Origin of the sequence: Pseudomonas sp. 91RF (assembly GCF_003576265.1) — a bacterium.
Classification (GTDB): Bacteria; Pseudomonadota; Gammaproteobacteria; order Pseudomonadales; family Pseudomonadaceae; genus Aquipseudomonas; species Aquipseudomonas kribbensis.
The window spans coordinates 1-23789 of record NZ_QWFC01000034.1; the positions used below are offsets into that span (position 1 = coordinate 1).

14 protein-coding genes are annotated in these 23789 nt (G+C 61.9%); 9 read left to right on the forward strand and 5 right to left on the reverse strand.

The features are described 5' to 3' along the window. Positions 1–111 precede the first annotated feature (111 nt). Positions 112–9495 carry a retention module-containing protein gene (locus DXT77_RS18400; RefSeq protein WP_119428686.1) on the reverse strand — a complete coding sequence of 3128 codons (9384 nt, stop codon included), beginning with the start codon at positions 9493–9495 and terminating at the stop codon, positions 112–114. 533 nt (positions 9496–10028) lie between these two features. Between DXT77_RS18400 and DXT77_RS18405 the strand changes: the two genes are divergently transcribed. The 3 genes from DXT77_RS18405 to DXT77_RS18415 are packed head-to-tail and all read left to right on the forward strand — an operon-like array spanning position 10029 to position 14948. Beyond that, positions 10029–11387 (forward strand): TolC family outer membrane protein, encoded by a 1359-nt coding sequence (locus DXT77_RS18405; protein WP_119428687.1) that lies wholly within the window; start codon positions 10029–10031, stop codon positions 11385–11387. 30 nt (positions 11388–11417) lie between these two features. Further along, entirely contained in the window at positions 11418–13577 is a 2160-nt protein-coding gene (locus tag DXT77_RS18410) for a type I secretion system permease/ATPase (RefSeq protein WP_119428688.1), read from the forward strand. A 9-nt stretch (positions 13578–13586) separates the two neighbouring features. Then, the gene (locus DXT77_RS18415) at positions 13587–14948 is read left to right on the forward strand and encodes an HlyD family type I secretion periplasmic adaptor subunit (RefSeq protein ID WP_119428689.1); all 1362 of its coding nucleotides are present in this window, start codon (positions 13587–13589) and stop codon (positions 14946–14948) included. Positions 14949–14977: 29 nt separating this feature from the next. On the opposite strand, the gene DXT77_RS18420 is transcribed toward DXT77_RS18415, so the two are convergent. Together DXT77_RS18420 and DXT77_RS18425 are read right to left on the reverse strand one after the other, a co-directional pair. Then, positions 14978–15571, reverse strand: a complete 594-nt coding sequence (locus DXT77_RS18420; protein ID WP_119428690.1) for a tRNA-uridine aminocarboxypropyltransferase — start codon at positions 15569–15571, stop codon at positions 14978–14980. Positions 15572–15575: 4 nt separating this feature from the next. Further along, the gene (locus DXT77_RS18425) at positions 15576–16469 is read right to left on the reverse strand and encodes a LysR family transcriptional regulator (RefSeq protein WP_007956593.1); all 894 of its coding nucleotides are present in this window, start codon (positions 16467–16469) and stop codon (positions 15576–15578) included. 348 nt (positions 16470–16817) lie between these two features. Between DXT77_RS18425 and speB the strand changes: the two genes are divergently transcribed. The 6 genes from speB (at position 16818) to DXT77_RS18455 (ending at position 22423) form a co-directional block, all read left to right on the forward strand. Continuing rightward, a complete protein-coding gene (speB, locus tag DXT77_RS18430) occupies positions 16818–17768 on the forward strand; it encodes an agmatinase (protein WP_007956591.1) in 951 nt (316 codons plus the stop codon). Positions 17769–17778: 10 nt separating this feature from the next. Continuing rightward, positions 17779–18201 (forward strand): nuclear transport factor 2 family protein, encoded by a 423-nt coding sequence (locus DXT77_RS18435; RefSeq protein WP_085710361.1) that lies wholly within the window; start codon positions 17779–17781, stop codon positions 18199–18201. Between the two features lie 55 nt (positions 18202–18256). Continuing rightward, positions 18257–19768, forward strand: a complete 1512-nt coding sequence (locus tag DXT77_RS18440; protein ID WP_119428691.1) for a cytosine permease — start codon at positions 18257–18259, stop codon at positions 19766–19768. A gap of 168 nt (positions 19769–19936) precedes the next feature. Continuing rightward, positions 19937–21316 carry a sodium:solute symporter gene (locus tag DXT77_RS18445; protein WP_119428692.1) on the forward strand — a complete coding sequence of 460 codons (1380 nt, stop codon included), beginning with the start codon at positions 19937–19939 and terminating at the stop codon, positions 21314–21316. Positions 21317–21401: 85 nt separating this feature from the next. Next, a complete protein-coding gene (locus DXT77_RS18450; RefSeq protein WP_119428693.1) occupies positions 21402–22127 on the forward strand; it encodes an MBL fold metallo-hydrolase in 726 nt (241 codons plus the stop codon). A 47-nt stretch (positions 22128–22174) separates the two neighbouring features. Next, positions 22175–22423, forward strand: coding sequence for a phosphopantetheine-containing protein (locus DXT77_RS18455; RefSeq protein ID WP_085710356.1), 249 nt, complete (start codon positions 22175–22177; stop codon positions 22421–22423). A 100-nt stretch (positions 22424–22523) separates the two neighbouring features. On the opposite strand, the gene DXT77_RS30130 is transcribed toward DXT77_RS18455, so the two are convergent. Both DXT77_RS30130 and DXT77_RS18460 read right to left on the reverse strand, forming a co-directional pair. Then, a complete protein-coding gene (locus tag DXT77_RS30130) occupies positions 22524–22652 on the reverse strand; it encodes a PA1414 family protein (protein WP_007914492.1) in 129 nt (42 codons plus the stop codon). Between the two features lie 142 nt (positions 22653–22794). After that, positions 22795–23688 (reverse strand): LysR family transcriptional regulator, encoded by an 894-nt coding sequence (locus DXT77_RS18460; RefSeq protein WP_114881847.1) that lies wholly within the window; start codon positions 23686–23688, stop codon positions 22795–22797. Positions 23689–23789: the final 101 nt, after the last annotated feature.

Genomic DNA, 23789 nt, shown 5'->3' on the forward strand with positions numbered 1-23789 from the left:
CTGCTTCGCAACCCAGCGGGAGCAAGCTCCCTCGCCACAGTTTCACCAGGCATAAAAAACCCGCCACCCCGATCACTCGGGGCGGCGGGTTTTGTCGTTTCAGCTCCCGGTTTAAACCGTATCCACCTTCAACGAATGATCATTCAACATCCCATTGATGATCGTCGCCGTGTCATGCCCGCCGGCAATCACCCCGCCCGCCCCCGGTGTCACGCCGTAGTGGCTGGCGAGGTTTACGCCTGCCAGGTCAATGGTCTGAGTCGGCGTGGCGCCGGCCATGGCGCTGACATCGATGGTGGTGACCACCGAAGCGCCGCTGCCGGTGACGGTGAAGTGCAGGTAGTCATCCAGTGACGCTGCGGTGCCGTTTTCACCTTGCAGCAGTTGCGACAGGTCGAGCTTGTCGGTGCCGGGGGTGAAGTCGGTGACGGTGTCGTGGCCGCTGTTGCCCTTGAGCCACTGGAAGGTGTCGGCCCCCGGCCCGCCGGTCAGGGTGTTGTTGCCCATGCCGCCGATCAGCAGGTCGTCACCGCCGCCGCCGTTGAGGATGTCGTTACCCAGACCGCCGTTGATCACGTTGTTATTGTTGTCGCCGGTCAGGGTGTCGTTGAAGTTCGAGCCGACGAGGTTTTCGACGTTGCTGATGGTGTCGATGCCCGCGCCGATGGTGTTCTGCGCACCGAGCAGGCTCAGGTTGACCGTCACCCCGGCGGTGGCATGGGCGTAGCTCACGGTGTCGATACCGATGCCGCCATCGAGGATGTCGTTGCCCGGGCCGCTGTAGAGCAAGTCATTGCCGGCGCCGCCGTGCAGTTCGTTGTTGCCGGAGCCTGCGGTGAGTACATCGTTGCCGTCGCCGCCGTTTAGGATGTTGTCGCCGCTGCCCGCCACCAGCACGTCGTCGCCGGAAGTCCCGGTGAGCGTGTGGCCGTCCTGATAGCTGATGGTCACGTTGGCGGTGTCGCTGCCGCCGTGGTTGTCGTTGGCGGTGTAGGTGCCGTGGAAGTCCGGAGTGACATCGTGGGCCCCGGCGTAGTTGACCGTCATGGTCAGCTGGTAGTTTTCCGCAGCGTTGGTGTTGCTGCCGCTGGTGTTGGTGATGTTGGTTATGTGGATCTGATACGTGCCATCGGCACTGGCGGTGATGGTGCCGCCATCGGCGATGCTGACGAACGCCCCGCCGTTCACCGAATACTCCATGGTGATGTGCCCGGCCGCCAGGTTGTGATCGAGGTTGAGGGTCTCGCCCTGTTTCAGTTTGACGGTGATCAGGTCTTCGTCGTTGGCATTGGCGGTAGTCACCGCGCCGAGGTAACCGCTGACCACCAGCACCGCCGTCATGGCTGCAGTGTTGGCTGCGAAGGAACTGCGCACATCGGCCAGGTTCTGGTTGGCGCTGGTGTTGGTGGTGCCGGTGAAACTGATCGCGCCACTGCCGGTGAAGTCCGCGCCCTTGGCGGCCCAACCGGTGTTGAAGGTGGTGGGCGAAGCGCTGAGGGTATCGCCATCCGGATCGGTGTCGTTGGCCAGCAGCAACTCGCCCGGCACCACAACGTTGCTCGACAGCACGTTGGTGATGATGTGGTCGTCCACTGCCACTGGTGGCGAGTTGGGGATCACTTTCACCGTCAGCGTGGAGCTGGCGAGGTCGCCATCGTTGTCGCTGAGGGTGAAGCCGATGTTCTCGGTGATCACCGTGGTGGTGGTTTTCTGCGAGGTATAGCTGTAGTCGCCGGTATCGAGGTTGACCACCAGCGTACCGCTGTTGTTGGTGGCGATGCTCAGGGTGTTGTTCACCGTGTTGAAGGTGCCGTGGTTGGTGCCGCCGCTGGCAGTGAGCGAACCTTGGCCGCCGTTGGCTTTCGGGTCGTAGGTGTAAGTGGTGCCGTCGACCACGATGGACTTGATGAAACCGCCATCGGCGCCGAACGTCCCGCCATCGCCGAGCAACGAACCGGTGACCGGCGCGCCTTCCACGGTGCCGGACAGCACCGAGTTCAGTTGATTGAGATCGGTGACCACCACGGCATTGGTGTTGGTGTGGCTGATGCCGTCGTAAGCCAGTGGATCGAGGTTGGCGTTGCTGACACCGTTGCCCAGGCCGATCGCATAGTTCTTGATGTTGTTGGCATCAAGGAAGGCCTTGAGCGCGGTCTCGTCGGCGGTGCCGATTTCCTGGCCGGTGGTGGGTTTGCCGTCGGAGAAGAAGTAGCCGACGTTCTGCGCCCCGGTCAGCTTGCCCGAGGTGTTGAACGCGGTCTGCATGGTCGCCACGGCCGCATCGTAGTTGGTGCCGCCACCGGCGCTGAGGCCGGCGAGCAGGGTCTTGGCGGTCGCCACATCGACCCACACCGACGTGCGGTCGGTGGCGTTGCTGCTGAAGGTGACGAGCTGCACTTTTACATCGCCCAGATCATCGTACTTGTCGAGCAAGGCACTGATCGCCTGCTTGGCCAGGTCCAGCCGCGACAGGCCCGGCACGCCGGACGCGTCGGCCATACTGCCGGAGATATCGAGCACGATCAGGATGTTGGAGTCGATCTCCACCGCCGCCACCGACCGATCCGAGGCCACCGCTTTTGGCACGTCGTCGACGATGTTGACCACGATGGTGCTGGTGGTGCTGTTGCCCAGCGCATCGGTGGCTTTGTAGGTGAAGCTTTCGCTTAGCGTGTTCGCGCCGTCGTTGGCGTTCGGCGTGGTTTTCGGCGCCGAGGTCAGCGTGTAGGTGTACGTGCCGTCGGCGTTGAGCTGGATCTGCCCGTAGGTGCCGGTGGCGCTGCCGACCAGGGTGTAGGTGATCGCGCCGCTGCCGCCGGTGACCGCGCCGACCAGGGTACCGGTGGCGGTTTCGCCGGTGTTGGTCGGGTCGCTGCCGATGACCGTGCCGGGGGCCAGGTCTTGCCCGTCCTTGGTCAGGTCGAGGGCTTTTTCGTAGACGGTCACGTCCTGATCCACCGACGCCACGAGTTTGCTGTCGGCGACGTTGACGGTGATGGTGGTGGTGCTTTCGTCGCCGTCACTGTCGCGGATGGTGTAGGTGAACGTGTCGGTGGCGCCCGGCGGGCTCACCGAGTTCGGGTTGCTGTGATAGACCGCGTTGCCCGCCGCATCCAGAGTCAGGTAGCCGTAGGTGCCGTTGATGTTGCTGTTGAGGCCGCCGATGGCCGAGGTCGACGTGTCGCTGCCGGCCCTTACGCCCACCACTGCACCACCTGCTGCCGGGCCATCGGCACCGGTGACGTCGTTGCCCAGCACGCTGATGTTGACCGTGCCGCCCTCCACCACCGAGCCGGTGTCGGCCTTGGCGGTCGGCAGGTCATCGACGATGTTGACGTTGATCTGCCCGGACGCTGTGCTGCCGTCGCCGTCGGTGGCCACCACGTTGAAGTTCTCGGTGATGCTGTTGGCGCCGTTGCCGGTCGGGTGCGCGTCGTTATGCACCAGGGTGTAGCTGTAACTCACGACACCGGTAGCGGCGTTAAAACCGGTGACCGTCAGCGTGCTGCCCAGCGGCGTGATGACCGATTGCGGGAAGCCTGCGGCGATGCCGTTGGTGACTACCGCGATACCGCCGACGGTGAGGGTTTGCAGACCATCGAGGGCGGTGACGGTGAAGGTACCGCTCTGGGTCAGGGCGGTGGCATCCGGCGCTGTGCCGTTGCCGAGGTTTTTCTCGTAGACGGTGAGTTCGCCGCCGTTGACGTCGAGGCCGCTGAGAATTACCGGATCATCGTTGTTGTGGATCTGCAGCACGAGGTTCGCGGTGCTGGTGTCGCCGTCGGAATCGGTGATGGTGTAGGTGAAGGTTTCGGTGCCGTTGCCACCGCCGTGCAGGGCTTTGAAGTCGGCATCGTTGGTGTTTAGCGTGTAGGTGTAAGTGCCATTAGCGTTGAGCACCAGCGTGCCGTAAGTCCCGGTGAAGGTACCGGCGGTGATCGGGCCGGCGTTGGGGCCGGTCGGAACGCGGTCGGCGCCTTGCACGTCGTTGGTCAGGACGTTGCCGGTCAGCGTGAGGTTGGTTTCCGAGGCGGTTCCGGCGTTGGTGTCGTTTACGGCTTTTGGCAGGTCGTCGACGATGTTTACATCCAGCGAAGCATTGGCCGTGGTGCCATTGTCATCCACCACCGTCACAGCGAATTGCTCACTCAGTGTGTTCGCGCCATTGGCGGTTGGGTGTGCATCGTTGTGGACCAGGGTGTAGCTGTAGCTGACGACGCCGGTCGTGGCGTTGAACCCGGTGATGGTCAGCGTGCTGCCCAGCGGCGTGGTCACCGATTGCGGGAAACCGGCGGCTACACCGTTAGTGACAACGGCGATGCCGCCCACGGTCAGCGTGGTCACACCGTCCAAAGCAGTGATGGTGAAGGTGCCGCTTTGGGTCAGGGCCGTGGCATCAGGCGCGCTGCCGGTGCTGAGGTTTTTCTCGAAAACCGTCAGCTCGCCGCCGTTGACGTCGAGGCCATTGATGATCACCGGATCGTCGTTGTTGTGGATCTGCAGCACGAGGTTCGCGGTGCTGGTGTCGCCGTCCGAATCGGTGATGGTGTAGGTGAAAGTTTCAGTGCCATTACCGCCGCCGTGCAGGGCTTTGAAGTCGGCGTCGTTAGGGTTGACGGTGTAGGTGTAAGTGCCGTTGGCATTCAACACCAGCGTGCCGTAAGTACCCGTAAAAGTACCGGCAGTAATCGGGCCAGCGTTCGGCCCTGTTGGCACCCGGTCGGCGCCTTGTACGTCGTTGGTCAGCACGTTCCCGGTCAGGGTCAGATTGGTTTCCGAAGCGGTACCGGCGTTGCTGTCGTCCACTCCTTTTGGCAAGTCATCGACGATGTTGACATCGAGGCTGGCATTGGCGGTCGTGCCGTTGTCATCGACGACGGTGACAGCGAATTGCTCACTCAGTGTGTTCGCGCCATTGGCGGTTGGGTGCGCATCGTTGTGATCGAGGGTGTAGCTGTAACTGACAACGCCGGTGGAGGAATTGAATCCGGTGATGGTCAGTGTGCTGCCCAGCGGCGTGGTCACTGATTGCGGGAAACCGGCGGCTACACCATTGGTGACGACCGCGATACCGCCGACAGTCAGCGTGGTCACACCGTCCAGCGCAGTGATGGTGAACGTACCGCTCTGAGTCAAAGCCGAAGCATCCGGCGCACTACCGGTGCTGAGGTTTTTCTCGAAGACAGTCAGTTCACCGCCATTCACATCGAGGCCGTTGATGATCACCGGATCGTCGTTGTTGTGGATTTGCAGAACCAGGTTCGCGGTGCTGGTGTCACCGTCGGAATCGGTGATGGTGTAGGTGAAGGTTTCAGTGCCGTTACCACCGCCGTGCAGGTTCTTGAAGTCGGCGTCGTTAGGGTTGACGGTGTAGGTGTAGGAACCATCGGCATTCAGCACCAGAGTGCCGTAAGTCCCGGTGAAGGTTCCGGCGGTGACCGGGCCGGTCGGCACACGGTCGGCACCTTGCACGTCGTTGGTCAGCACGTTCCCGGTCAGCGTGAGATTGGTTTCCGAGGCGGTACCGGCGTTGCTGTCGTCCACGGCTTTTGGCAGGTCGTCGACGATGTTCACATCCAGCGATGCGTTGGCCGTGGTGCCGTTGTCATCCACCACGGTAACGGCGAATTGCTCGCTCAGAGAGTTGGCGCCATTGGCCGTTGGATGCGCGTCGTTGTGATCGAGGGTGTAGCTGTAACTGACAACGCCGGTGGCGGCATTGAACCCGGTGATGGTCAGTGTGCTGCCCAACGGCGTGGTCACCGATTGCGGGAAGCCTGCGGCTACACCGTTGGTGACGACGGCGATGCCGCCGACAGTCAGCGTAGTCACACCGTCCAAAGCAGTGATGGTGAAGGTGCCGCTTTGAGTCAGCGCGGTAGCATCCGGCGCACTGCCGGTGCTGAGGTTTTTCTCGAAAACGGTGAGTTCACCACCGTTCACATCCAGGCCGCTGATGGTTACCGGATCGTCATTGTTGTGGATCTGCAAAACCAGATTCGCAGTACTGGTGTCACCGTCCGAATCGGTGATGGTGTAGGTGAAAGTTTCGGTGCCGTTGCCGCCGCCATGCAGATTCTTGAAGTCGGCGTCGTTAGGGTTGACGGTGTAGGTGTAAGAGCCATCGGCACTCAGCACCAGGGTGCCGTAAGTTCCGGTGAAGGTTCCGGCGGTGACCGGGCCGGTCGGGACGCGGTCGGCGCCTTGCACGTCGTTGCTCAGCACGTTGCCGGTCAGGCTCAAGTTGGTTTCCGAAGCGGTGCTGGTGTTGGTGTCGTTTACGGCTTTTGGCAGGTCGTCGACGATGTTTACGTCCAGCGATGCGTTGGCTGTGGTGCCGTTGTCATCCACCACAGTGACGGCGAACTGCTCGCTCAGCGTGTTCGCGCCGCCGGCAGTTGGGTGCGCGTCATTGTGGTCGAGGGTGTAGCTGTAGCTGACGACACCGGTCGTGGCATTGAACCCGGTGATGGTCAGCGTACTGCCCAGCGGAGTCGTGATGGATTGAGGGAAGCCTGCGGCGACACCGTTGGTGACGACCGCGATGCCGCCCACCGTCAGCGTGGTGACGCCGTCCAAAGCAGTGATGGTGAAGGTGCCGCTTTGAGTCAGCGCGGTAGCATCCGGCGCACTGCCGGTGCTGAGGTTTTTCTCGAAGACTGTCAGCTCGCCGCCGTTGACGTCGAGACCGCTGATGATTACCGGATCGTCGTTGTTGTGAATTTGCAGCACAAGGTTCGCGGTGCTGGTGTCGCCGTCCGAGTCGGTGATGGTGTAGGTGAAAGTCTCAGTCCCGTTGCCGCCGCCGTGCAGGTTCTTGAAGTCGGCGTCGTTAGGGTTGACGGTGTAGGTGTAAGAGCCATCGGCATTCAGTACCAGCGTGCCGTAGGTCCCGGTGAAGGTTCCGGCGGTGACCGGGCCGGTCGGCACACGGTCAGCACCCTGCACGTCGTTGGTCAGCACGTTGCCGGTCAGCGTCAGGTTGGTTTCCGAAGCGGTGCTGGTGTTGGTGTCGTTTACGGCTTTTGGCAGGTCGTCGACGATGTTTACGTCCAGCGATGCGTTGGCTGTGGTGCCGTTGTCATCCACCACAGTGACGGCGAACTGCTCGCTCAGCGTGTTCGCGCCGCCGGCAGTTGGGTGCGCGTCATTGTGGTCGAGGGTGTAGCTGTAGCTGACGACACCGGTCGTGGCATTGAACCCGGTGATGGTCAGCGTACTGCCCAGCGGAGTCGTGATGGATTGAGGGAAGCCTGCGGCTACACCATTGGTGACGACGGCGATGCCGCCCACCGTCAGCGTGGTGACGCCGTCCAGAGCAGTGATGGTGAAGGTTCCGCTTTGAGTCAGCGCGGTAGCATCCGGGGCGCTACCGGTGCTCAGGTTTTTCTCGAAGACCGTCAGCTCGCCGCCGTTGACGTCGAGACCGCTGATGATTATCGGATCGTCGTTGTTGTGAATTTGCAGCACGAGGTTCGCAGTACTGGTATCGCCGTCCGAGTCGGTGATGGTGTAGGTGAAAGTTTCCGTGCCGTTGCCGCCACCGTGCAGAGCTTTGAAGTCCGCGTCGTTAGGGTTGACGGTGTAGGTGTAAGAGCCATCGGCATTCAGTACCAGCGTGCCGTAGGTCCCGGTGAAGGTTCCGGCGGTGACCGGGCCGGTCGGCACACGGTCAGCGCCCTGCACGTCGTTGGTCAAAACGTTACCGGTCAGCGTCAGGTTGGTTTCCGAAGCGGTGCCGGCGTTGGTGTCGTTTACGGCTTTTGGCAGGTCGTCGACGATGTTTACATCCAGCGATGCGTTGGCCGTGGTGCCGTTGTCATCCACCACAGTGACGGCGAACTGCTCGCTCAGGGTGTTGGCGCCGTTGGCGGTTGGGTGTGCGTCGTTGTGGTCGAGGGTGTAGCTGTAGCTGACGACGCCGGTCGTGGCGTTGAAACCGGTGATGGTCAGCGTACTGCCCAGCGGCGTCGTGACCGATTGCGGGAATCCGGCGGCCACACCGTTGGTGACGACCGCGATGCCGCCCACCGTCAGCGTGGTCACGCCATCCAAAGCAGTGATGGTGAACGTGCCGCTTTGAGTCAGGGCCGTTGTATCAGGCGCACTGCCGGTGCTCAGGTTTTTCTCGAAAACCGTCAGCTCACCGCCGTTAACGTCGAGGCCGTTGATGATCACCGGATCGTCGTTGTTGTGGATCTGCAGAACGAGGTTTGCAGTACTGGTGTCACCATCGGAATCGCGCAGGGTGTAGGTAAAGGTTTCTGTCCCGTTGCCGCCGCCATGCAACGCCTTGAAATCCGCGTCGCTGGTGTTGAGCGTGTAGGTGTAAGTGCCGTTGGCGTTCAGCACCAGCGTGCCGTAAGTCCCGGTGAATGTACCGGCTACTACCGGGCCGCTGTTGGGGCCGACGGGTATGCGGTCAGCGCCCTGGAGGTCGTTGGTCAGCACGTTACCGGTCAGGCTCAGGCTGGTTTCCGAAGCGGTGCCGGTGTTGCTGTCATCCACCGCTTTGGGCACATCATCGGTGATGTTCACGTCCAGCGAGCCGGTCGCCGTGTCGCCATTGCTGTCACCGGCAATCACCGTGAAATGTTCGCTGAGGCTGTTGGCACCGTCACCCGCAGGATGGGCGTCGTTGCCGTTGAGGGTGTAGCTGTAGCTGACCGTACCGTTCGCCGGGTTGTAACCGGTGATGGTCAGGGTATTGCCCAGTTGTGTGGTGATCGATTGCGGGAAACCGACCGGCACGCCGCCGACGATCACGTTGATGCCGCCGATGCTCAGGCTTGTCAGACCATCGGGCGCCGAGATGCTGAAGCTGCCGGCCTGGGTCAGCGCCCCGGGATTGGCGGCGGAACCGTCCGGCAGATTGGCTTCGTTGAGCGTCAGTTCGCCCCCGGGTACGTCGAGGCCTGTGAGGGTGACCAGGTTGTTGACCGGTGGCGGGATGACCGGCGCCGGTGTGTTGTCGCCGTTGTCGATGACTGCGTTGTGGCGTTCTTGCGGAAACTCGGGAATGCCACCGAAACCGGCCGTGGGAAAACCGATGACCGGATCGACCCGGCCACCTACTTCGGTCAGCAGCACGAAACTGTGGCCGCCGCCCTTTCCGCCATTGGCATCGCCGGGGGCATCGGGGCCTGCCGCAGTGGCTTCAGCGGATTTCGTCGGGTCTTCACCGGCGGCGATGGCTTTCTGGATCTGTGCCACGTCGGTGAGTTGCGCATCGCTCGGGGTCAGTGCTTCCGGGGCATCCACATGGGGCGCGTGGTTGGCCAGCAATTGTCCGGTCAGGGTCAGGCTGCTGTCGCGACCCAGGGTCAGTTCCTGGCCGTTTTGCAGATGGACGGCGACCGCCCCTTCCGCACCGGTGATCAATTGATCCCCCGTAAACAGCCGATCGCCTTCGACCACTGCACGCCGACTTCCGTCAGCGGCTTGAGCGAAAACCTGACCAATGACTTTGGTGACGGTCCCGATGAGCGTTGCCATGTGCATTTCCTCCGCTGCCGACCACCGTCGGCACTGGTTCGCGAAGCAGCCCATGGCTCAAGCGGGTTGTCGGGGCGACGCTCGCACCTCGACAGTTCGTTTCGCAGGTTGTGCAAGTTCAGAAACTCCAGCGCCCTCAGGCACTTGGAATCCCTGATCGATGCAGCACGCCCACTAGCGCTACGTAACGGTGGTGAATCACCCGAGTGACAAAAAACTGTCGCTCATTTGCCGCTACGCGTCCCTCCCCTTTAGCAGTACTTCGCCCGTATGTCGCAAAGTGAGTGGAACTTTCCTCAAGCCTTCATGCACTCCCTAAAGCACATAAAACAAAGGCTTTCGAATGGAACAATGTGCCGGATTCGACGAAGCGCATAAGTTTTTTTTGGCATAAGCCATATGAAAAATTTTTCTTAGCTACGCTTCAGGATGTTCTTAGCTCTGTTGTAACAGCGATGAGACGCTAAACACTAAAAATATCGTCAATAAATTGGCGACAGCGGAATACCATCAGGACTCAGGGAGATGCACCCATGCGCGTTCTAACCCCCCTCTGCAGTGCGGTTTTGCTGGCCATGGCTTGCACTTCCCAGACTCAGGCCATGAACCTCACCGAAGCGATACAAAGCACCATCGCGACCCACCCGGAACTGGCTTCGCGCGTAGACGCCAAACTGTCGGCCGATGAACAGGTGAAAGTTGCCAAGGGTGGCTTCTATCCGTCGGTGGATCTGAACGCCGCTTACGGGCGCGGCTACAGCGATAACACCAACACCCGGGCCCTCGGTAACCACCACACCGAAATCCTCAACTACACCCAGTCCGAGTTGCGTCTGCGGCAGATGCTGTTCGACGGTTTCAACACCGCCAACGAAGTCGAGCGCACCAAGGGCGTCTCCAATTCGCGCGCGTATTACGCGCAAGGCACCGCTCAGGATCTGGCCCTGCGCACCATCGAGGTCTACCTCGAAGTGCTCAAGCGCCGCGAACTGGTGACCCTGGCCAGGAACAACCTGCAGGCGCACCTGCGGGTCAACGACCAGATCGGCCTGCGCACCCAACGCGGCATCGGCAGCACCGCCGACTCCGACCAGTCGGTGGCCCGTAAGGCGCTGGCGCAGAACAACCTCGACACCGCCGAGGTCGATCTGGCGGACGCCGAATCGAACTTCTACGCCGTGGTCGGACGCATGCCCGATGAGCTGGAAGCGCCAGCCTCGACCCGTGGCGAACTACCCGCCACGCTGCCCGAAGCCCAGCAGAGCATGGTCGAAAACAACCCGTATCTGAAATCCGCCCAGGCCGACGTGCAATCGGCCGAGAGCCAGTACGAAGTCGCCAAGTCGCCGTTCTATCCACGCTTCGATGCCGAAGCGGCGGTCGGCGCCAACAACAACGTGCAGGGTGACGAGGGCCACGACAACGAATGGCGGGTCGGCGTGGTGATGAACTACAACCTGTTCCGCGGCGGCAGTGACAAGGCGCGGCTGGCCTCCGATGCGCACCAGATCAACCAGGCCATGGACATCCGCAACAACGCCCTGCGCCAGCTCAACGAGAACATTCACCTGGCCTGGAACGCCATGGTCAACGCCAAGAAACAGACCCCGACCGCCCGCGAATACGCCGAGACCACCAAGCGTGTACGCGCCGCGTATCAGGATCAGTTCGGCCTCGGCCAACGCACCCTGCTCGACCTGCTCGACAGTGAAAACGAGCTGTACAACGCCAACCGCCGCTACACCGAAATCCGCTACACCGAGGAGTTTTCGATGTACCGCGTGCTGGCGAACATGGGTCAGTTGCTGAGCAAGCAACGGGTGGTGCTGCCGGCCGACGCGATTGCCGCTGCCGAAGTGAAGAACGAGGCGCGCTTGCCCGAACTGAAGTAGTCCCGATGATGTAGCCAGGGAGCGATCAATATGACCAGCATGGAACCCGGTGTTTCCGGGATCGATCCGCGTCTGAGCTTCGATGATCCGTTACTCGACGGTCTGTTGATCCTCTGCAAACTGCATGGCGCGACGGTCAGTCGCGCCAGCCTGAGTGCCGGGCTGCCCCTGGACAAACAACGCCTGAGCCTGGACCTGCTGCCCCGCGCCGCAGCCCGGGCCGGTTTGCAGGCGCGGCTGCTGCGCCGCGACCTCAAGGACATCTCCCCGCTCAACCTGCCGGTGCTGTTGCTGCTGGGCAATGGCCGCACGGCGGTGCTGCGGCGTTTTGCCGAGGACGGCAAGGCCCTGATCCTGCCCAGTGAAGCCGACGGCGGCGAGCAATGGGTCAGCCGCGAAGAACTCGCTGAGCACTACAGCGGCCAGGCCCTGTTCGCCCGGCCCCGGCATGAGCTGGAAGACCTGCGTTCACCGTTGGTGCCAAGGGTCCAGGCGTGGTTTCGCGACACCCTGAAGCTGTCGAAATGGCTCTATAGCGATGCGATCCTCGCCAGTTTCCTGATCAACCTGCTCGGCCTGATGGTGCCGCTGTTTGTCATGCAGACCTACGACCGCGTGGTGCCGAACCAGGCCACGTCGACCCTGTGGGTGCTGGCCATCGGGTTGCTGATCGGCACCGGTTTCGAACTGGTGCTGCGGGTGGTGCGCGCGCACCTGCTGGACACCGCCGGCAAGAAGACCGACGTGATCCTTTCCGCGACTTTATTCGAACGCATCACCGGCATGGCGATGAAGGCCCGGCCGGCGACCATCGGCGGCTTCGCCCAGAGCATTCACGACTTTCAGGGACTGCGGGAATTTCTCACCGCCGTGACCTTGACCAGCCTGATCGACCTGCCCTTCGTGGTGCTGATGCTGTTGGTGATCGGCCTGCTCGGTGGCTGGCTGGTGGTGATCCCGCTGCTGGCGTTTCCGATCACGATCATGTTCGCGATGATCATTCAAGTGCGCCTGCGGGACACCGTGCAAAAAAGCCTGAGTCTCGGTGCCGAGCGTCAGGCATTGCTGATTGAAACCCTCGGCGGCCTGGAAACCCTCAAGGCATGCAGCGCCGAAAGCGAGCGCCAGCACAAATGGGAAAGCACCCACGGTGCCCTCACCCGCCTCGACAGCCACGCGCGCAACCTCTCGGCACTGGCCACCAACGGCACGCTGTTCATCCAGCAGTTCTCGGGGATGGCGACCATCGTCGCCGGGGTCTACAGCATCATCGCCGGCAACCTCAGCGTCGGCGCGCTGGTAGCCAGCTACATGCTTGGCAGCCGCGTGCTCGCACCACTGGGCCAGATCGCCGGGCTGATCACCCGTTACCAGCAAGCGCAACTGACCATGAAAAGTACCGACGCGCTGATGGCCCTGCCTCAGGAGCGCGACGGCAAACAGCGACCGCTGGAGCGCACGCAACTGCAAGGCGCGCTGGACGTCAGCGGTGTGACCTTCCATTACAACGGCCAGAATGCACCGGCCCTGAGCAATATCAGTTTCAGCCTCAAACCCGGCGAACGCATCGGCATCATCGGCCGTAGCGGTTCCGGCAAAAGCACCCTGGCGCGGCTGGTGATGGGTTTCTACGAACCGGAAGAAGGCCAGTTGCTGCTCGACGGCCTCGACCTGCGGCAACTGGACGTCGCGGACCTGCGTCAGCAGATCGGTTATGTCGCCCACGACCTGCCGCTGCTGGCCGGCAGTCTGCGCGACAACCTCACGCTCGGCGCCCGTTACGTCAGCGATTCGCGGATGCTCGAAGTGGCCGAACTGACCGGCGTCACCGAACTGGCCCGCCAGCATCCGCAAGGCTTCGACCGGCCGGTGGGCGAGCGTGGGCAATTGCTCTCCGGCGGTCAGCGCCAGGCAGTCCTGCTGGCCCGGGCGCTGTTGCTCGATCCGCCGATCATGTTGCTCGACGAACCCACCAGCGCCATGGACAACAGCAGCGAAGATATCCTGCGCCAGAAGCTCCACGGCTGTGTGCAGGGCAAGACGCTGCTGCTGGTCACCCACCGCACCTCGATGTTGAGCCTGGTGGACCGGTTGCTGGTGCTGGACAACGGCCGGATCGTCGCCGACGGTCCGAAGGAAGCGGTCATCGATGCACTGCGCAAGGGCCGGGTCGGCTCGGCGGCGGTCTAGGAGTTGCCCATGTCTGCTTCCTCCTCTTCAAAATCGCGCGGTTACTTCGACAGTTTCGGCAAAAGCGCCGAAGCCGAATTCATGCCGGAAACCGCCGGCGCGTCGTTGCAGGATTCGCCGCGCTGGTCGCGCATCACCGTGTGGCTGGCAGCGGCGCTGCTGATCAGCGCCCTGGTCTGGGCCAAGTTTGCGGTGCTCGAAGAAGTGACCATGGGCGAAGGCAAGGCGATTCCGTCGAGCAAGGTCCAGGTGATCCAGAACCTTGAGGGCGGGATCGTTACCGAGATCTTCGTGCGTGAAGGGCAAATGGTGAACAAGGGCGACACCCTGCTGCGCCTGGATGACACGCGGTTTCTGTCGAACAAGGGCGAGAGCGAGGCGGATCGCTATGCGTTGATGGCTCAGGTCGAGCGTTTGTCGGCGGAGTCCGAAGGTCGGCCGATGAAGCTCTCCGACGAGATCATCAGCAAGGCACCGCAAGTGGCCGAAGACGAACGCGCGCTCTACGACCAGCGCCAGCGGCGCCTGGCCAGTGAGCAACGCACGCTCACCGAACAGCTGCGGCAGAAGACTCAGGAACTGGCGGAGTTTCGCTCCAAACAGGGTCAGTACAGTTCCAGCCTAGCGCTGTTGCAGCAAGAGATGAACATGTCATCTCCGCTGGTGGGCACCGGGGCGGTGTCGCCGGTGGAGATCCTGCGGCTCAAACGCAGCGCGGTGGAAATTCGCGGTTCATTGAACGCCACGACGCTGGCGATTCCCCGGGCCGAATCGGCAATCAACGAGATCAAGAGCAAGATCGACGAATCGGAACAGACCTTCCGCTCCGACGCGGCCAAGGACCTCAACCAGAAACGCACCGACCTGTCGAAAATCACCGCATCGAGCATCGCCATCGACGACCGCGTCAGCCGCACCACCGTGACTTCGCCGGTACACGGGGTGATCAAGCAATTGAAGGTCAACACCATCGGCGGCGTGGTCCAGCCGGGCAGCGACATGGTGGAAATCGTGCCGCTGGAAGACAACCTGCTGATCGAAGCCAAGGTGCGTCCGCAGGACGTGGCGTTCCTGCACCCCGGACAGAAAGCCATGGTCAAGTTCAGTGCCTACGACTACACGATCTACGGTGGGCTGAGCGCCAAACTTGAGCTGATCGGTGCCGACACCATCACCGACGACAAGGGCAACAGCTTCTACCTGATCCAGGTGCGTACCGACAAAAACCATTTGGGCGGGGATGTGAAGCCGTTGCTGATCATTCCGGGGATGGTGGCGACGGTGGACATCATTACCGGGGAGAAAAGTGTGCTGGATTACCTGCTAAAACCGGTGCTTAAGGCCCGGACCGAAGCGATGCGCGAGCGGTAGTCGCACTCGTTCCCACGCAGTGGGAACGATCAGCCTCCGTGATTCTTCTGGAAAGTCTCCTCCCCCATCGCCGCAATCTGCCCTTCGATCAACGCCTCGAACGGTTTGAGCAACGGATCGAAAGAGACCGGTGCTTCCAGCGTTTGCAACGCCTGAACAATCGCCTCGATGGTCGACAACGCCCCCGGCCCCGGTGCCTTGCGCAATCGATACCGGGAAACACCACCCTCCGCCAAAGTCACCCGAGGCAACGCCGCCAGCAAGGGATTGAGGTGCAACATCTTGCGCGCCTTGCGCCACGTGCCGTCCGGCACCACCAGCAACAGCGGTTCATCGGACGCGGTGTAAGCCTGCATCGGCTGCGCATCGTCCGCCGGGAACAACAATCGCGCCTGATAGCCCGGCCGATTCAACAGCGCGGGGAGATCCTCGAACACCTCGCCGACGATCAGTTCGGCATTGTTCAAACCGAGTGCTGCCAGCCGTGCGGTGTTGAGCGCGTGACTAACCTCACTCGGGTGCTGCAGCAGCAACACCCGGGTGCGGCTGTCGAGGCTGGGGATCAGCGGGCACAGGCAATGGGTTTGTGGGCGCAGGCAGCGCGGGCATTGGGGTCTGGACATGTTCTCAGGCCTGATTGAGCTGCGCTTTGAGCAGATCGCGGAAAGTCTGGATCAGCGGCTCGCGGCTGCGGCCCCGGCGCATGATCATGGAAAACGGCGCCTGATAACCGAAGGTCGCCGGCAACAGAACCCGCAGGTCGCCCTTGTCGGCCCAGGCCTGGGCGTAGTGCTCCGGCAGGTAACCGATGTAGGCGCCGGACAGCACCAGAATCAGCTGCGCCTCCATACTTTCCACGGTAGCGGCGCTGTGTTTGAAGCCATGGCGCGCCAGTTCCGCCTGGCTCCAGTAGCCGCGCCCGACCATGCGTTGCTGGGTGATGACCTGTTCGGGAATCCGCCGTTCGTTGAATAACGGGTGACGGCTGCTGCAATACAGCCAGTGCTGTTCGCGGTACAGCGGCATGTACACCAGACCGCTCATGCGCGTGGAAAACGCACCGATGGCCAGATCGAGGCGGTTGTCCTGCACGCCGAGTTGCAATTCGTAGGGACTCATCACCGACAGATGCAAATGCACCGCCGGGTGTTCCTGGCTGTAGGCGCCGATGGCTTCGGCGAACGGCAAGGCCTTGTCGCTGACCGTGGAGTCGATCACCCCCAGATTGAGCGTGCCGCGCAGTTCGCCCTTGAGCGCGGCGGCGTATTGCTCGAAACCTTCGAGCTCGGCGAGCAGGCGCAAGGTTTCCTGATGGAACAGCTCGCCCTTGCTGGTCAGGCTGAAACCACCGCGCCCGCGATGGCACAGCACCAGACCGAGCGCGGCTTCGAGCTGGCTCATGTAGGTGCTGATCGCCGAGGTCGACAGGTTGAGTTCCTGCTGCGCATTGGCAAACCCCTGATGCCGCACGACGCTGACGAAGATGCGCAAAAGTTTCAGGTCGGGTAAAGCGTTGGCCATCGAGGTCTCCGATCTTGGGATAACCCACACGGTTGAAGACGATGAAGATCATTGTGGGAGCGAGCCTGCTCGCGATAGCGGCAGCACAATCAACTCCAATGTTGACTGAGCCGCCGTCATCGCGAGCAGGCTCGCTCCCACAGAAACTGCATCAGTCACGCCGTCGGGTATGGGCTGACAAGTCTATCCCGCGCCTTCCCATTAGTTTAGAAAATTCTGAACTAAGTTTTTGTTCGTAGCGATTCTTCCATCTCACTACATTTCGCAGAATCGGCCCCACAGCGGCGTCCGAACCTGTGCTGAACGGCGCGCCGACATAAATAAAACAAAGACGATGAGGCCCTACCCGTGGACAAGATTCTTCACCAACCACTGGGCGGCAACGAAATGCCGCGCTTCGGCGGCATCGCCACCATGCTCCGACTCCCCCATGTACCGACCGCTGCCGGCCTGGACGCTGCCTTCGTTGGCGTGCCACTGGACATCGGTACTTCGCTGCGCCCCGGCACACGCTTCGGGCCTCGCGACATCCGCACCGAATCGGTGATGATCCGCCCGTACAACATGGCCACCGGCGCCGCGCCGTTCGACTCGCTGTCGGTTGCCGACATCGGTGACGTGGCAATCAACACCTTCAACCTGCTCGACGCCGTGCGCATCATCGAAGAAGCCTACGACAACATCCTCGAGCACAACGTGATCCCGATGACCCTGGGTGGCGACCACACCATCACCCTGCCGATCCTGCGTGCCATCCATAAAAAGCACGGCAAGGTCGGTCTGGTGCACATCGACGCTCACGCTGACGTCAACGATCACATGTTCGGCGAGAAGATCGCCCACGGCACGACCTTCCGTCGCGCCGTCGAAGAAGGCCTTCTGGACTGCGACCGCGTGGTGCAGATTGGTCTGCGTGCGCAGGGTTACACCGCTGACGACTTCAACTGGAGCCGCGATCAGGGCTTCCGCGTTGTTCAAGCCGAAGAGTGCTGGCACAAGTCGCTGGAACCGCTGATGGCCGAAGTGCGCGAGAAAGTCGGTGGCGGCCCGGTGTACCTGAGCTTCGACATCGACGGCATCGACCCGGCCTGGGCACCGGGCACCGGAACCCCGGAAATCGGTGGTCTGACGACCATTCAGGCGATTGAAATCGTTCGCGGCTGCCAGGGCCTCGACCTGATCGGCTGCGATCTGGTAGAAGTCTCGCCCGCTTATGACACCACCGGCAACACCTCGCTGCTGGCCGCCAACCTGCTGTACGAAATGCTCTGCGTACTGCCGGGCGTGGTCCACCGCTGAGGGTCGGGTCATGAACGAACGTGATCAGGTTCTGAAAGCGGCCGCCGATCTGGTGTCCGCCTTCGCCCGCAACGATCGCGAAGCCTACTTCGGCGCGTTCAGCGCCGATGCGAGCTTCGTGTTCTACACCCTCGAACAGCCCCTGCTTTCGCGCGATGCCTATCAGGCCTTGTGGGACAGCTGGCGCGCCGAGGATGGCTTCGAGGTGCTGTCGTGCACGTCGAGCAACGCCTTCGTCAGCCTGCAGGGTGACGTGGCGATTTTCATCCATGACGTGGCCACCGAGCTGCGCATGCAAGGGGAGCAACACTTCAGCCAGGAGCGCGAGACGATTGTTTTCAAAAAACAAACGTCGAGCCTAGAACAACAAGGCCATTGGCTGGCCTGCCACGAACATTTGTCCGCAATGCCGGAAGGGCTGCCACCCCCTTAGCCAAGACAGGTGACGCTCACGCACGATGAGCGCGCCTTTATGATCGGAGCAGATCATGAATAACAACAACAAAGACCAAAGCCTTACGCAGATTGAAACCCACGGGGTCGAACAGATCCCGGACAACGAACGCACCGCCGGTCCCGTGGACTTGTTCCGCATGATCTTTGGCGGCGCGAATACCTTTGCCACCGCCGTGCTCGGCAGTTTCCCGGTGCTGTTCGGCCTGTCCTTTCAGGCGGGCGTCTGGGCGATTGTCTCGGGCGTGCTGCTCGGCTCGCTGATCCTCGCACCGATGGGCCTGTTCGGCCCGCTCAACGGCACCAACAATGCCGTGTCGTCCGGTGCGCACTTCGGCGTGCACGGGCGGATCGTCGGTTCGTTCCTGTCGCTGTTGACCGCCATCGCCTTCTTCTCGCTCTCGGTGTGGAGTTCGGGGGATGCGCTGATTGGTGGTGCGAAACGCCTGATCGGCCTGCCGGAAACCGACCTGACCCTGGGCCTGGCCTACGGTCTGTTCGCGGTGCTGGTGCTGACCGTGTGCATCTACGGCTTCCGCTTCCTGCTGTGGGTGAACAAGGTCGCGGTGTGGAGCGCGAGCCTGCTGTTTCTGCTGGGTATCTTCGCTTTCGCCGGTCCTTTCGATTCGAACTACGCCGGTACGGTCAGCCTCGGCCAGCCGGGCTTTTGGGCCGCGTTCATCGGCGCCGCGCTGGTGGCCATGAGCAACCCGATTTCCTTCGGCGCGTTCCTCGGCGACTGGGCCCGCTACATCCCGCGTGAAACATCGCGCAAGCGGATCATGGCGGCGGTGATTTTCTCGCAGATCGCCACCTTCATTCCGTTCCTGTTCGGCCTGACCACCGCCACCATCGTAGCGATCCAGGCACCGGACTACATCGCGGCCAACAACTACGTCGGCGGTCTGCTGGCGGTGTCGCCGAGCTGGTTCTTCCTGCCGGTGTGCCTGATTGCGGTGATCGGCGGCATGTCCACCGGCACCACTTCGCTGTATGGCACCGGGCTGGACATGTCCAGTGTGTTCCCGCGTCTGCTGTCACGGGTCAAGGCGACGCTGCTGATCGGCGTGCTGTCGATAGCCTTCATCTTCATCGGGCGCTTCGCGGCGAACCTGGTGCAGAGCGTGTCGACCTTCGCCGTGCTGATCATCACCTGCACCACGCCATGGATGGTGATCATGATCATCGGCCTGGTGGTGCGTCGCGGCTTCTACTGCCCGGACGACCTGCAAGTGTTCACTCGCGGGGAGCAAGGCGGACGCTACTGGTTCAGCCACGGCTGGAACTGGCGCGGCCTGGGTGCATGGATCCCGAGCGCGGCGGTCGGCCTGTGCTTCGTCAACCTGCCGGGGCAGTTCGTCGGCCCGCTGGGTGAACTGGCCGGCGGTATCGACATCAGCCTGTTGGTGACCCTGGGCCTGGCCTCGGTGATGTACCTGATGCTGCTGAGCCTGTTCCCGGAACCGGCGCTGGTCTACGGGCCGAAGGATCCACGGAGCAAAGGTGCTGCCACGGCAGCAAAATCTGAAATGCGTCAGCCGGCCTGACACCATCCCCCTGTGGGAGCGAGCCTGCTCGCGATGACGGCAGCACATCCAACATCGATGTGACTGAAAAATCGCTATCGTCGGATCGCCGCCCGGAGCAGGCTCGCTCCCACAAGGGAAAACTGATTCCAGCTTCACCATAAAAAAGACAATCGGAGACACGCCATCATGGCTTTGGATTTATTCGTCGTCCTCATCTACGCGGCCGGCATGCTTTTGCTCGGCTATTTCGGCATGCGCAAAGCCAAGACCAACGAGGACTTCCTCGTCGCCGGGCGTAACCTCGGCCCGAGCCTGTACATGGGCACCATGGCCGCGACCGTTCTGGGTGGTGCGTCCACCGTCGGCACCGTGCGTCTGGGCTACGTGCACGGCATCTCCGGTTTCTGGCTGTGCGCGGCACTGGGTTGCGGCATCGTGGCGCTGAACCTGTTCCTGGCCAAGCCGCTGCTGAAACTGAAGATCTACACCGTTACCCAGGTCCTGGAAAAACGCTACAACCCGATGGCCCGCTCGGCGAGCGCGGCAATCATGCTGGCCTACGCGCTGATGATCGGCGTGACCTCGATCCTCGCCATCGGCACCGTACTGCAAGTGCTGTTCGGCCTGCCGTTCTGGGTCTCGGTACTGCTCGGCGGTGGCGTGGTGGTGGTGTACTCGGCCATCGGCGGCATGTGGTCGCTGACCCTGACCGACATCGTCCAGTTCATCATCAAGACCGTGGGCCTGATGTTCATCCTGTTGCCAATCTGCCTGTACAAAGTCGGTGGCTGGGACGAACTGGTGCTGAAGCTGCCGGCGGCGGCGTTCAACTTCACCACCATCGGCTGGGACACGATCATCACCTACTTCATGATCTACTTCTTCGGCATCCTGATCGGTCAGGACATCTGGCAACGGGTGTTCACCGTCAAGAATGAAAAAGTGGCTCAGTACGCCGGCAGCTTCGCGGGCATCTACTGCATCCTCTACGGTCTGGCCTGCGCCCTGATCGGCATGGCAGCGCACGTACTGATCCCGGATCTGGATAACGTCAACAACGCCTTCGCCGCCATCGTCAAACTGTCGCTGCCGGACGGCATCCGTGGCCTGGTGATCGCTGCTGCCCTGGCCGCAATGATGTCCACCGCCAGCGCCGGCCTGCTCGCCGCCGCCACCACCCTGACCGAAGACCTGCTGCCGAAACTGCGTGGCGGCAAACAGTCGAGCCTGGGCGTGAACCGCCTGTTCACCCTGCTGACCGGTGTCGTGGTGCTGTGCATCGCATTGGTGGTCAACGACGTGATCAGCGCCCTGACCCTGGCTTACAACCTGCTGGTGGGCGGCATGCTGATCCCGCTGATCGGCGCAATCTTCTGGAAACGCGCCACCACCGCCGGCGCCATCGCCAGCATGGGCCTGGGCTTCGCCACCGCCCTGCTGTTCATGGTCAAGGACGGTCTGGACGCCAACACCCCGATCTACTACAGCCTGGCCGTCGGCCTGGTGAGTTTCGTGGTGGTGAGCCTGGTATCCCGTCGCCCTGCCCCGGTGGCCAGCGCGATCTAAGCTGAACATAACGATTTGATGCTTTCTTCGACGGGTGTGGCGTCGGTTGCCACACTCGTTTTTTTTCGTCTGGAGAAAATGGCCGATGAAGATTGTTTCACGGGACCAATGGTTCGAAGTGCAGCACCTGAGCGACGGCATCCGCCTGATTCACGAGCCGTATATCAGCCCGTTTTATCGCTGCAACCTCTGGCATGTTCAGGGACGGGACAAGGATCTGCTGCTCGACAGCGGTTCGGGCCTGGTGAGCCTGCGCGAGCAACTGCCATGGCTGACCGAGCGGCCGCTGGTGGCGGTGGCCAGTCATTGCCATTTCGACCATATCGCCGGGCATCACGAGTTTGCCGAACGGCTGGTCCATCCCGCCGAGGCAGACATTCTGGCGGCGCCAGATGGCGAGAACGACTTGAGCCGGGCCTTCGTCGGCGACGACATGTTCGAAGCGCACCCCGATTGCCCGTTGTGCTACGCCGAATACCGGGTCAAGGCTGCACCGGCCACCGGGTTTGTCGAGGACGGTGATGTGCTGGACCTGGGCAACCGCACCTTGCAGGTGCTGCACACGCCGGGGCATTCACCGGGCGGGATCAGCCTCTATGAAGCCGCGACCGAAACCCTGTTCAGCGGCGACATCATCTACGACGGGCCGCTGATCGAGGACGCCTACCACTCCAATCTCGAGGATTACGCCGCCAGCCTGCGACGCTTGCAGGCCCTGAAGATCCGCACGGTGCATGGCGGCCATTTCGGCAGTTTCTCCGGAGAGCATTTACGTTCGATGATTGACGAATGGTTGCGCCGACACGCCTGAGGCCTGCTGTACTCCAGTCAGATCCCGCCACTTTTTGAACATCTGCCATGAGAAGAGCTGCCGTGCGTGCCGCCGTGCACCGATTCATCAAACGCCTGCTGGAACACCGCGACTTCAATGACAACACCAGTCTGGCGGAGCTGGGTCTGGAGAAGGCGGACATCGAGGATCTGATCTTCCACCTGGAAGATGAATTCGGACTGACGGCCTTCACCGCCGAAGAGGACCGCATGCTCAAGAGCGCAAAAACCGCGAATGACCTGAGCCGGTTTCTGTTGGAAATCGGGCGGCACTGAAAAGCAAAAGGTCGCCGTTTCGGGCGGCTCCAGCCTCTTTCTGCCGGAGCCGCCCGAAACGGCGACCTTTCTAATCTTTAATCCTTGAAGCCGGAAGGCATTACCGCCGACGCTGCTGACGCCGACGCTGTTCGTCGTCAGTGCGAATCGGGACCGGTTGCAGAGGCGGTTCGATCAAGCCGAGGGCAACACCCAAATCGTGCAGCCAGTTCTGAATTTTCTCTTTCATCGTCATGCCCCCTTCAGGGTGGTGCTGAGCGGCCGGAATTCTGTAGCCGCTTTGCACTGATAATAGTCCGAAGTCCTACGCAATGCTCGGCGAAATCCGCAATGATCTGTTACTGAATGGATCAGAATCCCTGACCGTTCGTTCAAGCCGTTTCCCGGGTATCTTCGCCAGCCACGGGATAGAGCGCCTGCTGCTGTTCAATCCACGCATTGAGGTTGGCCCCGACCATGCCCCGGCGCCACATGAGCCATGTTGTCGCACTGGCAAAAGGTTCGGCCAGCGGGTGCACTGCGACACTTTCACGCCCCGGCAGACTGGCGAGCATCGACTCCGACATCAGCGCCACGCCGCTGCCGGCAATCACGCAAGCCAGCATCCCTTGATAAGACTCGATCTCCATCGCCCGGCCCATCGCCGCGTGATAGTGGGCGAACCACGACTCCAGCCGCGCGCGGTAGGCGCAGCCATGGCGGAAGGTGAACACCGCCCGCCCCTCGACATCCTTGGCACTGCGCACCGGAGGGTGATCGGCCTCGCTGATCAGCACCAGCCGCTCGTTGCACAATGGCACGCCGTCGATCCCGGCCAGTTGCGGCGGGCCGTCCACCAGCGCGGCATCGAGTCGCCCGGTGAGCAGCCCTTCGAGCAACTCGCCGCTGGGCCCGGACTGCACCTGCAGATTCACCGCCGGATACTGCTTGTGATAACGCGCCAGCAACGCCGGCAAATGGATCGCGGCGGTGCTGTACAGGGTGCCGAGCACGAAATCCCCCGCCGGTTGCCCGCCCATTACCGCCGCACTGGCCTGATCGCGCAGGGCGAACAGTTTGCCGGTGTAGTCCAGCAGGACTTTTCCCGCAGGCGACAACTGCAAACGCTGACGCTCACGGACGAACAGTTCGACACCCAATTGCTCTTCGAGCTGTTTGAGCCGGGTCGACAGGTTCGACGGCACGCGATGCAGGCGTTCGGCGGCGCGAGTGATCGAGCCCTCCTCCGCCACGGCCTGGAAGATCCGCAATTGGCTGAACTCCACAACCTTTCTCCTGAACAGAACAAGTTACTCACTATTATTCAATTTTAAAGAAAGTCAATCAGTCCTAGCCTGACGGTCATCGAACCTTCCAACGGAATCCA

Bases quoted from the DNA above. Each gene is read 5' to 3' on its own strand.
- DXT77_RS18420 (WP_119428690.1), bottom strand. From the start codon at position 15,571: ATGTCCAGACCCCAATGCCCGCGCTGCCTGCGCCCACAAACCCATTGC.
- DXT77_RS18400 (WP_119428686.1), bottom strand. From the start codon at position 9,495: ATGGCAACGCTCATCGGGACCGTCACCAAAGTCATTGGTCAGGTTTTC.
- DXT77_RS18450 (WP_119428693.1), top strand. From the start codon at position 21,402: ATGAAGATTGTTTCACGGGACCAATGGTTCGAAGTGCAGCACCTGAGC.
- DXT77_RS18440 (WP_119428691.1), top strand. From the start codon at position 18,257: ATGAATAACAACAACAAAGACCAAAGCCTTACGCAGATTGAAACCCAC.
- DXT77_RS30130 (WP_007914492.1), bottom strand. From the start codon at position 22,652: ATGAAAGAGAAAATTCAGAACTGGCTGCACGATTTGGGTGTTGCCCTC.
- DXT77_RS18425 (WP_007956593.1), bottom strand. From the start codon at position 16,469: ATGGCCAACGCTTTACCCGACCTGAAACTTTTGCGCATCTTCGTCAGC.
- DXT77_RS18455 (WP_085710356.1), top strand. From the start codon at position 22,175: ATGAGAAGAGCTGCCGTGCGTGCCGCCGTGCACCGATTCATCAAACGC.
- DXT77_RS18445 (WP_119428692.1), top strand. From the start codon at position 19,937: ATGGCTTTGGATTTATTCGTCGTCCTCATCTACGCGGCCGGCATGCTT.
- DXT77_RS18415 (WP_119428689.1), top strand. From the start codon at position 13,587: ATGTCTGCTTCCTCCTCTTCAAAATCGCGCGGTTACTTCGACAGTTTC.
- DXT77_RS18405 (WP_119428687.1), top strand. From the start codon at position 10,029: ATGCGCGTTCTAACCCCCCTCTGCAGTGCGGTTTTGCTGGCCATGGCT.
- DXT77_RS18410 (WP_119428688.1), top strand. From the start codon at position 11,418: ATGACCAGCATGGAACCCGGTGTTTCCGGGATCGATCCGCGTCTGAGC.
- DXT77_RS18435 (WP_085710361.1), top strand. From the start codon at position 17,779: ATGAACGAACGTGATCAGGTTCTGAAAGCGGCCGCCGATCTGGTGTCC.